Here is a 14,128-nt window from a genome sequence, read left to right as displayed (position 1 = left end):
GCGGGTGAGGGTTTCGTTTCGCTCGGCCGAGAGCACGTCAGGCCTCCTCGAGGCACGAGCGGCGCAGCTCGCCGGATCGGATCAACTCCGTGAGCACCGCTATGTCGGAGTCCATCCGCCGGTCGGAGTCCGCGAACGCCACATGTTTGCGCACGAGGCGATAGGCCGCCGCGGTGCCTCGGCCGAGTCGGTCGGCGCCACGCAGGTCTGCGGCCTGGCACAGCGCGGAGAGATGGATCGCCGCGATGTGCCGCACCAGGTCCACCACGTCGCGCGCGTCGCGGGCGGCGATGGTGCCCATGCTGACCTTGTCCTGATTGTGTGCTTCGGTGGAACGCGAGAACGCCGTCGCCGGCGTCCCCAGTTTGAGTGCTTCGGCAGTCAGCGCGGAGCACGCGATCTGCATTCCCTTGAAGCCGTGGTGGAGACCCATCTCCTGGTCGTCGTCAGCGTGACGGTCGACGAGATTGGGCGTGAGGCCGTGGTTGAACTTCTCGTCGACGACGAGGGCGAGCTGCCGGTCGAGTAGATCACCGATGCTGGCCACCGCGACCTTGAGCGCGTCCATCGCCTGTCCTACGTGCCCGCCGTAGAAGTTGCCGCCGGAGTAGACGTTCTGGCTGTCCACGTCGAACAGCGGGTTGTCGTTCGTGGAGTTGATCTCGGTGTTGAGCCAGTCGGTGACCCACTCCAAGGTGTCGAGCAACACCCCGGTGACATGCGGAGCGCAGCGTAGTGAGTACCGGTCCTGGATCGCATGGGTGAGGTGGAGGTAGCCCCGGTCACCGATCTCGGGATTCGCCTGCAGCACCTGTGGATGGTCCTGGGACAGCTGCGAACCTGCCAGGAGGAATCGGATCCGAGCCGCACTGCGGACCTGTCCTGGATGCGGCTTCTGCTCGTGGATCACCGGGTCGAAGTGGCCGCGGTTGCCGAGCAGCGCTTCGGCGGCGAGGGCGGTGCAGATGTCGGCGACCGCTGCCAGCTCGCGGGAAGCCTCGATGGCGAGCGCGGCGAACCCGGACATGAACGAGGTGCCGTTGATGAGGGCGAGGGCTTCCTTGGCCTCCAGTGCCACCGGTTCCAGGCCGACGTCGGCCAGCGCGCGGCTCGCCGGGCACAGCTCTCCCCGGAAGTGGACCTGTCCGTCCCCCGTGAGCATGTTGGCCACGTAGCACAGCGGGACGAGATCGCCGCTGGCCCCCACCGAACCTCGCTCCGGGATGACCGGAAGGATGTCTGCGTTCAGGCAGCTCAACAACAACTCGACCACAGCGGGCCGCACGCTGGAATACCCGCGCGCCAGGCAGTTGGCGCGTATGAGCATGGTCGCCCGCACCACGTCCGGCGCTGCGGGCGGACCCGATCCATTCAGGTGGTAGGTCACCAGGTTCCGCTGCAACCGCGCTGCCTTGTCCGGGCTGATCTGCCGGATGCAGCTGTCACCGAAGCCGGTTGTGACGCCGTATATGGGTTGGCGAGTGGCGATGAGCCGATGCTTGAGCGCGACGGCATCATCCATGCGTGCCACCGCCGCTGCGTCCAGCGTCGCTCGTGCCTCGTGGCCGTCGCGCGCATGCCGCGCGACATCCTCGACGGTGAGGGTGTCCGAGCCGACCACCAGTTGTTCGGGCGGCGCGATAGCGGTTGCGGGCTTCGCGTCCTGATCCTCTGCCTGCTGCGTCATGGCATCCTGCCGATCGTCGGCAGGGCAGGGCGGTGACCGGGTTTGCGCACCGTTTCTTTCCAGGTCATGCATGGTCCTCTCGGTTCCGTTGGGGGAACTCCGCGGCTCCTGGGAAGCACCACCACATGAGTGGCTACGGTGCGTCGACGAGGACCCGGCCGTCGGTCGGTGTCGTGACACCGGAGGCATAGTTCCACTCGGTCTCGGCCCGCTCCGCGCTGTCGGGGTAGGGGTTCTTGCAGTCCACGCCCGCCCCGCCACCGGCCATCAGCGATGAGCACGGCCCCGGTGAGTTGTCCCGCAGCCCGAGGCTGTGTCCGAGTTCGTGGGCTGTGACACGGAGCTGGTCATGGCCTTGGTTCACGGTGTCGCGGCCTATCCACAGCTTCACTGACCCGCCCGGCTTCACCGGCCCGAGCTCGGCCTGCGCCCATCCGTCGTACGCGAGCACGGTGATCTCGGCGTGCTCTCCGGGCGATGCCTTCTTGACCTTGACGTTGTGCACGCTGGAGTTCCACGCCGCGGCAGCGGCGGCCATCGTGCCCTTGAATTCCCCGGCCTTGCTGTCGTCGTAATGGAGCACGACCTGGCGCTCGTCCTGATCGGAGGGTGTGGCCGGGGCAGCGGACGCGACCGGAGCAAGGGCCATCGAAAGTGCCAGCGTGGTCGCGCCGACGAGGGTGCCTATGGTTGCCTGTCGCAAGATCACGGATGTGTTCCCTTCAATCATCGGGGTGTGTACGTCGGCATGTTGGCGTGCGTGATGTGTGACTGCGCGACGGGTTCGCCCTCTACTTCCCTCGTCGCGTCGTGGACACATGTGACCTGGAGGGTCGTGTGCGTGATCTGGTACTCCTCGGCGAGCAGCCGGTCGAGGCGACGGAGCACGTCGTGACAGTCGCCATCGGGCTCCACCAGCACGTGCGCGGAGAGCGCGCGCCGGCCGGAGGTGATGGTCCAGATATGCAGGTCCTGGATCGCCGACACCCCGTCGGCGCGGGCGAGTCGGCCGGTGATGTCCTCCGGGTCCAGATCGGCGGGTGCGGCCTCCATCAGGACGCGGCCCGAGTCGCGGAGCAGACCGTAGCTCGCCCTGACCATGAGGGCGGTGACGAAGAGAGTGGCGATGGCATCGGCACGGTCGAAGCCGGTGGCCATCATGACCAGGCCCGCGACGACGGTTCCGACGAAGGCGAACAGGTCGTTGAGGATGTGCTGGTAGGCACCCTCGACGTTCAGCGAGGAGCGGTTCGCCCGGGAGAGACACCACGTGGCGGCCAGGTTCACGAAGACGCCGACAAGCGCGGTGGCGAGGACGAGCCGGCCGGTGACCTCCGGCGGGGCGACGAGGTGCTCCACGGCGTGATAGCCGAGCCAAACGGCGGCGAGGAGGAGGGTGATTCCGTTGAGCAGAGCGGACAGTATCTCGGCGCGCTTGAACCCGAAGGTGAAGGCACCGCGCGCGGGTCGTGCCGCCAGGCGCATCGCGACCAGGGCGAGGACGATCGAGAAGACGTCCGTCACCATGTGCACGGCGTCTGAGAGCAGGGCGAGCGAGCCGGCGGCGAAGGCGATACCGATCTCCAGCGCGGTGAAGACACCGAGCAGCAGGAGTGCGAGAAAGAGCCAACGCCGGTCCACGTCAGCAGATATCTCGTGGCTGTGCCCGGCGCTCCCGTGCCCCTGTCTCTCGTGGCTGTGCGCATGCTGGTGCCGCCCTGGGCTCACATGAATCTCCTTGGCTCGAGAGAGCGTCGAATTCTCTGACGTTGGTAAGGGATGCGATGAGACGTAAAGGTCTCTCGGCCGCATCTACCTGTTGGAAACGGGGGGACGATATCTGTGAGGCGTTCGTCGCATCGGCACGCCTCGTCGCAGTGATACGCAACTCCGCTGTCGGCGCTACGAAGTGCCGAATCCATTTAAGGGCCGACCCTGCAATTGCGTCCAGGCGATGGACGGTTGCGGGCTGGAAGTACAAGCAGGCCGAGGTAAAAGTCCAAAGAAAGCAGGCGAGTTGAGCAACGGGGTTTCTTGTCTGGTTCGCTGGCGCCTATCGCCGGGCAATGAGCGCCGCATCGGAGCAGGAGTGAGGCGTAAGGAAATCGTACGTCTCCGCCCTCGATAACCCACACGGCCGCCCTTTCCGGACGGGGGAGGAGCGCGGAACTTGGGGTCGGATACCTGCGGCCGAGGAGAGCGGGAGATCCCGCGTCCAGACCTGGACGCGGGATCCCGTGCGCGTTTCCGTTACCGCCAGTTGGAGCCTTGGTTCAACGGCGCATGCGTGTCAGCGCGCCGCGTTCGGCAGCTCGCCGCAGTAGCCGGCGGAGCACTTGTCCAGCCAGGCGTCGAAGTCGGCGTCGTAGCGCGTGCCGATGGTCTCGGTGAGCAGGGTGCGGGCCGCGTCCCAGTCGCCCGCGCGGTAGTGCCCGAGCAGCGTGGCGACGTCGTCCGGGTGCGACTGGAGCAGGTAGCGCACCGCGAGGTAGCCCCAGTCGTAGGTGCGGGTGGTGTCGGAGTTCTCGTAGGTGGTGTCGAAGAGCGTGCTGAGCCTGTACGTCTTCTTGCCGGCCTCGGCGATCGCGTCCTCGTTGGTGATATCGCGGTACGAGTACGCGATGACCTCGGCGATGCCCTCGATCCACATCACGGTGGGGGTGGTCTGTCCGGCCTGGAAGTCGCCGTACATGTTGTAGCGGCCGTCGAGGTAGTGGGTGTACTCGTGGTTGAGGTTCCAGATCTCCCCGCCCTGCTCGTACGCGATGAAGCGAGCCTGGTTGCCCTCCTTCGACGGGTCGCCCTCCAGGTACATGCCTCCGTTGTCCGTCTCGATACCGAAGAGGGCACCGGCGTAGGTCCGGTAGTCAAGGTCGGAATTGAAGATGTTCAGTTCCAGGCTGGTGTTGTGATCGTCCTTGACCGGCCCGTTGTCCTTGACCACGCCGTGGAAGAACGCGTCCTGCCCGGAGAGGCTGGTGCACGCCTCCTGCTGCTGCTCGTCGCTGAGCTCCTGGGCGACGATCTTCAGGCTGTCGCTGCAGGTGTGCTTGTCCGTCTGTACGGCGTCCCGAATCTGATCCTTGAGGTCGCAGGTGCCGTAGTCGGTGCAGTTCTCCTTGTCGTACGCGTCCGTCATTTCGGCCACGCTGACCCAGAGCGGAGCGGTGCGGCCGGTGATCTCGCTGCGTCCGAGGAGATCCTTGGCCATTGGGCTGACGGTGGACTTCAGCTCGTCGTACTGCAGGAAACGACCCGTCTCCCGGCCCGCGTTGGCCACCAGGTTGCCGTTCTCGGTCCCGAGCACGTCGTCGTGCTTGACGGCGAAATCATGCATGTTGTTGAGGACGCTCGGGTCGTCTTTCACCGCGGCGAGGAAGTCGTCCTGGCCGTGGCCGAGGAACATTACGTTGAAGACGTTGTTGACCGAGCTCAGCATCCAGTAGAACTCGTTGTACGAGGAGTCGTACGACGTCAGCAGCTTCTTGACGATGTTCAGGTAGCGGCCGTTCTCGCTGGAGCTGTCGATCAGGATGACAGCCTCGTTGAGGGTCTCACCGTTCTCGTCGCTGACATCGAAGACGTGCGACGAGGCCCACCACGCGTCCTGCGCGGCCTGACTGGCGCTCTTGAGCTCCGGCCCGTACTCGCCCACGTCCTCCGGGTGGTTGAACTGCACGTAGTACCCGGCGCGCAGGTAGAGGACGACCTGCAGTGCCGACGTGCTGTTGTCGCCCGGGTAGTCGGCGGAGAGGTCACGCAAGGCGTTCATCGCGGTGACCATCTGGTCCTGTTTGAACAGAGCCTGGGCGTTCGAGCCGACTTGGGAGAAAAACGAGTTGATGCAGTTCTTGTCCACCGACTTGATCTGCTTGACCAGTTCGTCACCGGTCTTCGAAATGAAGTCGTTGACGTCACAGTCCGCAGCCGCCTTTGCCTCGCGCTTGACTGAAGCGGCAAGGCGTTTGCGCTGAGCTTCAGTTGGGGTGGCGGCGTGCGGCTCACGCTCGGATATCGGCGCCACGGACCTGTCGTTACGTCCCGCATGGGGGTCCAGGACGTCGGCGACGGAGGTGGCGGGCAGCGGCCCTTGGCCGGCCTTCGCCGTGGGCCGCTCGGCCGGTGCCGCTTCCCCGGTGGGGGCGAGCAGGGTGAATCCCAGACAGGCGGCCGCGACTGCGGCGGTGACGGCCGGTACGGCCCTTCGCAGCCTGCGGGACTTGCGATGCGTGGTGGGTGGGGGGGATTCGTGATGCAAAGTGTCCTCCGGTCGGTCGGCAGCCGAGCGTGTGCGCTCGGCTGTGGGGGGATGCGCGAACCGTGCGGGTTGAATGGATGGAGCAAGGTGCACGAATCGAGCGCAGGCATGTCATGAACACGTCGATTCAGTGATGTACCATTTCACACATCACATGCCAGCGGAAGGGTGAACTCATTTCTTGTGGTCCGCGGACTTCGGGCCGTACGGGGGCGCCGTGCCATCGGCTGCCCCGTCTGGGGGATCCGCTGGAGTCCGCTGGATTACGGAAAATATGTGCACGGACGGAAGGGTGCAGGTCATCGGGTGGAGGTGGCGGATTCGGCCGACGCCCGGCCGGGGCGCGGGAGCAGGGTGCGCCGCCGGGGGCGTCGGCACCGTACTCGTGCCGAACTCGCCTACCGGAAGGGTGCTTTGCCACCCATCACGCGTGACATTGCATTGTCGAGTGTCTATGTTGTGGAGCCGGTTCGCGCACATGTCAACAGGCTCGGACAGGGTTCCGCGGGCCCGTCTCGGGTCCGCGGTGCGCATTCCTACCGCCAGCGCCGTGCGGTCTCGGGGCGTCGTCCGCGTGCTCCGCGCAGGAGTGGGCCCGGATTTGCGCCATCCCGTCGGCGCTGGCGGGCCCCATGACGGCTTCACGGGCATAGAACGAGGAAAATCGGTATGAACAGGGATGATGACACGCGGATATCGGCTCTCGTGACCGCCGCTCAGTCCGGTGACGCGCAGGCCCGGGAACGTCTTGTCGCTGAGCATCTGCCTCTGATCTACAACGTCGTCGGCCGGGCTCTGGGCGGTCATGCGGATGTGGACGACGTCACGCAAGAGGCCATGTTCCGGGCGCTTGACGGGCTCGACGGTCTGCGCGACCCCGCCCGGTTTCGGTCCTGGCTGGTCGCCATCGCCATGAATCTCGTACGCCGCCGCTGGCAGGACCAGCAACAGAGGGCCGCCGCCTCCCTGGACCGGGTGGCACACACCCCCGACCCGCTGAGCGACTTCGTCGACCTCACCATCCTGCGCCTCGGCCTGTCCGGACAGCGTCGCGAAGTGGCCGAGGCCACCCGGTGGCTCGACGAGGACGACCGGGACCTGCTGGCCCTATGGTGGCAAGAGGCTGCGGGTGAGCTCACGCGTGCTGAGCTCGCCGCGGTCCTTGCCATCACCCCCAGACATGCCGCCGTCCGCATCAAGCGAATGAAGGACCAACTGGAGGTCAGCCGGGTGGTTGTGCGGGCACTGACCGCCGAGCCACGCTGCACCGCGTTGTCCTCGCTGCTCACCGAGTGGGACGGCCATCCGCGACCGGTCTGGCGCAAGCGCATTGCCCGCCATGTCCGGACCTGTCCCTCGTGCTCGGGGCACTGGTCGAACCTCGTCCCCGCTGAGGGGCTGCTCGTCGGTCTCTCCCTGGTCGTCCCGCTGCACGGCTTCGGCATCCCATCCTGGCTATCCGACACGACTGCGACCGCGGCGAACGCCACGGCGGCCACACCACGCGGTGAGACGGGGCATTTCGCTGCCACGGGTGACTCGTCCGGCCCCGCGGGTGCGACCGGACCGGGCGGCTCCGACGGCTCGGCGGTCACAGTTCCGCACCCCGCCACTGGCCCGGCCCCGACAGCCGCAGGGCCCTGGCGCGTGCCGTTGACGGTTGGTGGCGGCGTGGCGGCGGGCGGGGTCCTACTGGCACTGCTGTGGCCCTTCGGCCGCCACGACGCTCCAGAGGCGCCGGCAGCAGCCCCGCCACCCACGACTCGGCCCGTCACGTCGCCCACTTTCTCCACCCCGCCCCCCACCTCCCGACCCCCCACTTCCCGGCCGCCGAAGACCACTTCACCTCCGACTCCCCAGCGAACGGTGAAGCCGAGCAGTACGAAGCCGTCACCGCCCGCGCCGAAACCCCTGACGCGCGAGCAGCGGCTGACCAAGCTGGTGAACTCGCGGCGTGCCCAAGCAGGTTGCGCGCCGCTGCGGACCGACCCACGGCTCAGCGCAGCGGCGCGCGACCACGCCAAGGACATGGTGGAGCGCGGCTATTACGATCACGACAGTCCCGAGGGCACCCAGCCCAACGAGCGGATGAGCAAGGCGGGCTACCCCACCTGGGCATGGGCCGAGAACCTGGACCGCGGGACCTCGGACCCGGCGGTGATCGTCGACCACTGGATGGACGGCTCGATTCACCAGGAGAACATGCTCAACTGCGAGTACCGGGACACGGGGGTTGCCGCCGTGTCCGGCCCGAACGGTCTGGTCTGGGTCCAGAACCTGGCCAATTCATCCTGACCCACGCCTTCGCCGCTCGCACCGCCGTCACCTCTTGGTGCCGAAGTCCTGCACCCACCAGGGACCGTGGGCGCTCACGCTGACTCCGATACCGAAGTCCTCGTACGCGAAGCTGAGCGGGTGTCGCGGTGCCCGGGCTGTTCATCTGCCTGCCCCGGCAGCCGAACGCCGACGTGAGCGGATCGTCCGGCCCGGCGATCCGCCGAGCCCGGCTGCCCCACCGACGGGCTGTGCCTTTCACCCTCATTTTCATCGAGTCGGACCCGTCAGTGCCGTGATCCCTCCGGAGCCGCTGAACCCGGCATCAGAGGAGGAGCTCCCTCAGCGGACCGCGCATGATAGAAATCCGGCCACTTCGCGGCTGGAGCGTCCTCGACGCATATCTCCGCGTACACCACCTTGCCCTGGGTCTCGGACTGGCATACACCCCAGCAATCACTTAACGCCTCGACGAGGGCCAGACCGCGCCCGCTCTCGGCGTCGTCCGCGGTTCTCCGCACGGTGGGCTGTTCGGAGCTGTCGTCCCAGACCTCGATGAGCAGCGATCCAGCGGACACCTGAAGCTGCACTTCGACGAGCGGTGACGCCTGCGGAGCGTGGACCGGGAGGAAATGGATCTGAGTCTGTACCGCACGGACGGCATTGGTGACCAATTCGGAGGTGACGACCGCGGCCGTGTCGGTGATGTCGTCGAGTCCCCACTCCCGCAGCGCACTTGACACGAATGTGCGCGCGGAGCCAACCGCCCGGGGCGTGGCCGCGAGCCGCACGCCGACCGCTGCGAAGGAGGGTTTCACTCCGAACTCGCCGCCCTTCGTCCGGGTGGGGAGGTGGCGGGGGCCCGGCACGATGCCGCCCGAACGGCGGCGGCCGTCATGATCAGAAAGGCACGTTGGACCATCAGGAGCTCCTGCGTGGGGCGTAGGTGCAGGTCGGACGAGGAGGGTGGGGCTCCACCGGAAGAGCGCGGGTGATGACTGTGGCTGGTTTCCAGAGTGGAAGTTTAGCCCTTTGTGCAATGTCACGCGTGACGTACGCGCAAACTCCCGCCGAGGGCCCGGAATTACTTGTGGCTCATCGGTCATGGAGTGTGAAGGAACTGGAGATCGAGGCATCTCGCCTGTCACGTCGCAGCGCTGGGCCTTGTGTTCGGGCACTGTGCTCGGCGTGGCCGCACCACTGGACACGATTGCCGCTTCCGCGAACACGATCTCCGTGGACGGAACTCAGCCGGGGCGCACTCTCCTTGAGTTCTCTGCGGAGAGAGCTGCACTACACCCTGTCACCAGCTAAAACAACGTGACATCGTACGGTGGGGCATCGTCGGCGCACCGGAGGGCAACACATGGGCCACCTGAAGGACCACACGCTGATCACGCCACGTGAGCGGCTGCGCGACCAGGTCGCCCACGCATTGCGCGCCGCTCTCATCTCCGGCGAACTGCGCCCAGGCGAGATCTACTCCGCTCCCGGCCTCGCGGAGGACTTTGGCGTCTCCCCGACGCCGGTGCGGGAGGCGCTCCTGGACCTGGCCCGCGAGGGCCTCGTTGAACCCCTGCGCAACAAGGGATTTCGCGTCACGGAGGTGAACGAGCGCGATCTCGACGAATACACCGAGATCCGCCTGCTGATCGAGGTGCCCATGATCCGGCGGATCACGCGCACCGCCGCCCGCGCCGATCTGGAGGCGCTGCGCGCGGTTGCCGAGGAGATTGTGCGGGCCGCCCGTGAGCACGACTTGATCGGCTACTTGGAGGCGGACCGTCGGTTCCATCTCTCCCTGTTGGAGCTGGGGGGCAATGACCGACTTGTCGAGACCGTGGGTGACCTGCGTAAGCGCTCTCGTCTGTATGGCCTGAGGGGCCTTGACGAACGAGACCAGCTCGTTCCCTCGGCGCAAGAGCACGTCGAACTCCTCGAACTGATGCTGGCGGGAGACGCTAGGGGTGCCGAGAAGTGCATCACCCGGCACCTGGGGCATGTCCGCTCGCTGTGGGCCACAGCGGGTGACGCGGGCGCGCCCGCCCGGCGTTCGGTGAGGAAGGGGCGAAGCGGCTGATCCGGATAGGTCCGTGCACGGTGGGACTCGCACGACGACGAGGTGGAACAGCGGCAGATGCTGACCCCAGGGGTCTCCCAGCGGCTCCCGAGCTCCGTTTCGGGTGGCCGCCAGTAGCTCCGCATCTGCCACTGCCTTCTCCATCCTCGACCTCCCTTCCTCGGCTCCGCTTCCGCCGGTCGTCATAGGAGAGTCAGTGGGCGTCCCTTGATTACGGAAACCGCGGAAGGAACATCGCCGGCCGGCTCCCCGTGGCTCAGCGCGCCCCCGGATAGAAGTCCCGCGACCCGCCTTGGCCGTCCTTGGTCTTCGCGAAGAGACTCGCCGGATACTCGACGAGCCAGTAGCTCGCCGTCCCGACCGCCAGGGCCAGCACGAGGACGACCAGTGCCGCGAGGGGGAAACCCGCCTGGCCCGACGGCAGCAACCCCATCTTGTCCAGCTGGAGCATGACCGGCTCGTGCCAGATGTAGAGGCTGTAGCTGATCAGGCCCACCGAGGTCAGCCACCGTGCACGCAACAGGCCCTGCCGGGCGCGTTGCAGGGGCTGCGTGTGCAGCGTGGCGTAGAGGATCGCCACCCACAGGAGGGCGGCCAGCGGGTGGAAGTAGGTGAAGAGGAAGTTCTCCGGAGCCGAGGCATACGACAGGTAGTACAGCCCCACCGGCGAAGCCAGCGACACGGTCACGGCCACGCGCCTGCTCATCCTGCCCCGCTCCCGCAGCGCCACGAGCAGCACCGCGAGGCCCATGCCCGCCGCGAAACCGCTGAACCGGGCCTGCGGGCCGAAGTACACGGGCCAGTTGGTGTGGGGTATCTCAAGGACGTAGTGGGCGACGGCGATCCAGCAGAGAGGCAGTACGAAGAGGACCGAGCACCCCGACGCGCACAGAGCCACGCGGGCTCCTCGCGTGTGCAGCCTTCGGCACGCGCGGATCGTCAGAGGGCCGAGCGCGATCAGGATCAGGTAGAAGGCGACTTCGAGCGGGAGTGACCAGGTCGGGCCGAGTGTGTAGAAGATCCGTTCGCGGTCGAAGATGTGGAGGAAGGTGAGGTGCTCGACCAGGTCGCGCCAGTCGCCGGGGAGTGTCGGGTTACGGCTTGCCCACACGATGAGCACGGCGAGGACGTACAGCGGCAGGATGCGGATGGCGCGGCGGAAGAGGAAGTCGCGGCCTGTCCGCACGGACGAAGGACGGTCCGGGTCGATCGCCGCCCGCGCGTACGCCAGGGTCAGCAGGTACGCGGACATGACGAAGAAGAGGTCGATGACCTCCAGGGAGATCAGCGCCCCCAGGTAGGGATTGTCCACGGGCGGGTGCGCGCCCGCCGCGTCGTAGACGTAGTACTGCTGCCAGACGTGGAAGACGACGGTGCTCAGGGCGGCGAGCCCGCGAAGCCCCTGCAGTTCAAGGGCTTTGCCTCGGCGCTTGTTCGGTGCCGCGCCAGGGCGTGCGCCATTGCGGGAGGGCGTCCGGTAGGCCGTACTCACTTCGGACCTTCCGAACTCGTGGCGTCCGGCTGTGCCTTGGATGCGGCATCCTTCCTGGTTCGTGGCGTCACCCGCCACTTCCGGTCGCCCAGGGCCTCCTTGAGGTGGGACTGGCGGGCCACGAGATTCTTGAAATGGGTGTAGAAGACGGTGGTGACGACGAGGTAGCGCCAGAACCAGCCCTTGCGGCGGCTCATTTCGGGTACGGCGAGGCGCCAGGCGAAGGCGGCCTGTACCAGGCTGGCGGACAATGTAAGGGCCGTGGCGAGGAGACACATCGGCACCGCCCAGTCGAGCTGATCGGCGCCGCCCGCGCGCCAGGCCGCGTGCATGAGCACGGGCAGGATCTGGAGGGTCAGCCATGGCTGCACCTCACGCCAGCCCAGCAGCACGACGAGGCCGGCCTTCTGCCGCCGGGAGAAGGCCGGTGAACGCAGTCCGTCCCACAGATGCTTGAGCGACACCTGGAGCCAGCCCTGTGCCCAGCGGGAGCGCTGGTTCCACAGCGGCCGCAGCGTTGTGGGCGCGAGCTCCCGTGAGATCAGCGTGCGGTCCATGGCGATGCGGGCGCCCGCGTGCAGGGCACGCATCGTGGAGTCGATGTCCTCGGTGAGCATCGAGCCGTGCATGCGGGTGCGCGCGAGCAGGTCGGTGCGCCAGAAGCCGTTGGAGCCGCCGAAGACCCCGAAGCCGTACATCCGGGTCCGCCCGGGATGGCTGACCGCGTAGATCGCCTCGAACTCGACGCCGACGAGCTTGGCGACCCAGGAGCTCTCGCCGTTGCGGATCACGCAGTGGCCCTGCACCACGTCGTAGCCGTTGGACAGCCAGTCCCAGGCGCGCATGAAGGCGTCGGGTGCCGGGTGGTGGTCGGCATCGAAGATGCCGACGAACTCGCCACGCACGCGCGTCGAGGCCGCGTTGATGTTCTGCGCCTTGGATGTCGACCCGGCGACGGGCAGCAGCACGAGCCGCCGGTCGCGTTCGGCGATCTGCCGCAGTGCGTCCTCGACCGGCAGCGGGTGCGGGGTGTTGTACGCGAGGACGATCTCGAGCTCGTTCGGGTAATCCAGGCACAGGAACGACTCGACGGTGTCGACGATCGTCGCCGCCTCATTCGGCAGATACGCGGCGATGACAGCGCTCGCCACCGGGTACGGCTGGCCGGGTTCCATAGGGCGCGGTGTCGCGTCGAGTGCGAACAGGCACTCAAGGACGATGAGCAGCGCCGACAGGACGAGTCCCGCGACCACCACCCAGTACGCCACCGCGGCGGCGTCCCAGCCTGTGTCGTAGGCCTGTTGGTACAGCACGAACGGCAACCCGACGCCGAGCACCACGGGTAGGACCAACGACAGCAGGGGCACGAGTGCGGCCCTCAGCGAGCTCAGGCGGACGCGGACGCGTCGATGACGGGCAGGTGCACTCGTCCGCATCCACGGCTCGTACCGCACCGGCCGCAGATCCCGGTGGCGCAGGGCCTCGGCGGTGGCGTCGCGCGCGCGGGCCTCGGCCTGTGCGTGGCCGTCACAGGGCACCAGGGAGGTCCAGCCGATCGCGGGTGTGAGGCGGACGTTCTCGTCGGCGACGACGAAGCGGGTGCCGGCCACCGACTCAGCGAACTCCCGCAGGCCGCGCGTGGCCGTCTCCTCGGCCACCTCGGGCATCAGGACGAGCAGGTGCCCATCGTCGTCCCAGCCGAGCCGGTCGCATGCGCCACCGAGCCGCTCGGCGACTCCGGCGAGGCGCTCGGCGACCTCCCTGCGTACCCGGGGCCCGAGGCGTGCCTCCAGGGCATTCATCTCGGCGACTGCCACGACGGCCAGCACGCCGCCGCGCCGTGCGGAGACCGGCCGCCGCAGCTCGCGATCGAGCTCGTCCAGGAAGTGCGCGGCCGAGTAGAGCCCCGTACGCGGATCGCGCATCAGGCTCTCCACCGGTACGGGGACGCGCTTCAACTTGGCCTCTATGCGCGCCGAAAGCTCGACGGGATCACAACCCTGGGGCAGACAGTCGTCGGCGCCGTGTCGCAGCAGGTCGGCCGTGGTGGTCGCGGGGCCGCGAACGGCGGCTTCGGCACCCGTGACCATGACCAGGGGCAGGACCTGACCGACCGGATCGGCCCGGACTTCGCGGATGACGTCGCTTCCGTGCCAACCATGGGGCCCGTCATCGAGCGCGACGATCGCGTCGGGAGCCGCTTGGTTCAGATACAGCCGTACCTCGTGGGGCACAGCGTGGGTGACTTCGTAGCCGGTCGCGCGGAGCGCCGTGGTGAGCTGAGTCTGTCTCTTATACACATCTGACGCTGCCGACGATACTCCTTGTGTAGATCTC

9 protein-coding genes and 1 pseudogene are annotated in these 14,128 nt (G+C 67.3%); 3 read left to right on the top strand and 7 right to left on the bottom strand.

What is annotated here, in order from left to right:
- Positions 1-37: 37 nt before the first annotated feature.
- The 4 genes from OO63_RS29445 to OO63_RS29430 all read right to left on the bottom strand — a co-directional run bounded on the left by OO63_RS29445 (position 38) and on the right by OO63_RS29430 (position 5,945).
- Positions 38-1,759, bottom strand: coding sequence for an HAL/PAL/TAL family ammonia-lyase (locus OO63_RS29445; RefSeq protein WP_234311500.1), 1,722 nt, complete (start codon positions 1,757-1,759; stop codon positions 38-40).
- Positions 1,760-1,820: 61 nt separating this feature from the next.
- Positions 1,821-2,390, bottom strand: a complete 570-nt coding sequence (locus OO63_RS29440; RefSeq protein WP_234335490.1) for a snapalysin family zinc-dependent metalloprotease — start codon at positions 2,388-2,390, stop codon at positions 1,821-1,823.
- A gap of 23 nt (positions 2,391-2,413) precedes the next feature.
- A complete protein-coding gene (locus tag OO63_RS29435) occupies positions 2,414-3,415 on the bottom strand; it encodes a cation diffusion facilitator family transporter (RefSeq protein WP_234311501.1) in 1,002 nt (333 codons plus the stop codon).
- A 562-nt stretch (positions 3,416-3,977) separates the two neighbouring features.
- Positions 3,978-5,945: a collagenase gene (locus OO63_RS29430; protein ID WP_234335488.1), complete on the bottom strand. Its 1,968-nt coding sequence runs from the start codon at positions 5,943-5,945 to the stop codon at positions 3,978-3,980.
- A gap of 705 nt (positions 5,946-6,650) precedes the next feature.
- Here OO63_RS29430 and OO63_RS29425 point away from each other — a divergent pair.
- Together OO63_RS29425 and OO63_RS47050 are read left to right on the top strand one after the other, a co-directional pair.
- Complete coding sequence (locus OO63_RS29425; RefSeq protein ID WP_346009342.1) at positions 6,651-8,240, top strand: sigma-70 family RNA polymerase sigma factor; 1,590 nt, start codon at positions 6,651-6,653, stop codon at positions 8,238-8,240.
- 136 nt (positions 8,241-8,376) lie between these two features.
- Positions 8,377-8,488: pseudogene (locus tag OO63_RS47050) on the top strand (peptide ABC transporter ATP-binding protein); the annotation flags it as partial.
- Between the two features lie 18 nt (positions 8,489-8,506).
- On the opposite strand, the gene OO63_RS45620 reads toward OO63_RS47050, so the two are convergent.
- Entirely contained in the window at positions 8,507-9,037 is a 531-nt protein-coding gene (locus OO63_RS45620; protein WP_051811306.1) for an ATP-binding protein, read from the bottom strand.
- Between the two features lie 548 nt (positions 9,038-9,585).
- Between OO63_RS45620 and OO63_RS29415 the strand changes: the two genes are divergently transcribed.
- On the top strand, positions 9,586-10,299 hold the full coding sequence (locus OO63_RS29415; RefSeq protein WP_033264584.1) for a GntR family transcriptional regulator: 714 nt from the start codon (positions 9,586-9,588) through the stop codon (positions 10,297-10,299).
- Positions 10,300-10,555: 256 nt separating this feature from the next.
- On the opposite strand, the gene OO63_RS29410 is transcribed toward OO63_RS29415, so the two are convergent.
- Positions 10,556-11,791 carry an acyltransferase family protein gene (locus tag OO63_RS29410; protein WP_051811305.1) on the bottom strand — a complete coding sequence of 412 codons (1,236 nt, stop codon included), beginning with the start codon at positions 11,789-11,791 and terminating at the stop codon, positions 10,556-10,558.
- Positions 11,788-14,091 (bottom strand): glycosyltransferase, encoded by a 2,304-nt coding sequence (locus OO63_RS29405; protein WP_078619433.1) that lies wholly within the window; start codon positions 14,089-14,091, stop codon positions 11,788-11,790. Before OO63_RS29405 ends, OO63_RS29410 begins: the two co-directional genes overlap by 4 nt.
- Positions 14,092-14,128: the final 37 nt, after the last annotated feature.

It is taken from the genome of Streptomyces alboflavus (genome assembly GCF_000716675.1).
Classification (GTDB): domain Bacteria; phylum Actinomycetota; class Actinomycetes; order Streptomycetales; family Streptomycetaceae; genus Streptomyces; species Streptomyces alboflavus.
The sequence above is the reverse complement of the archived record's forward strand: the minus strand, read 5'-3'. Positions and strand labels throughout refer to the sequence as shown.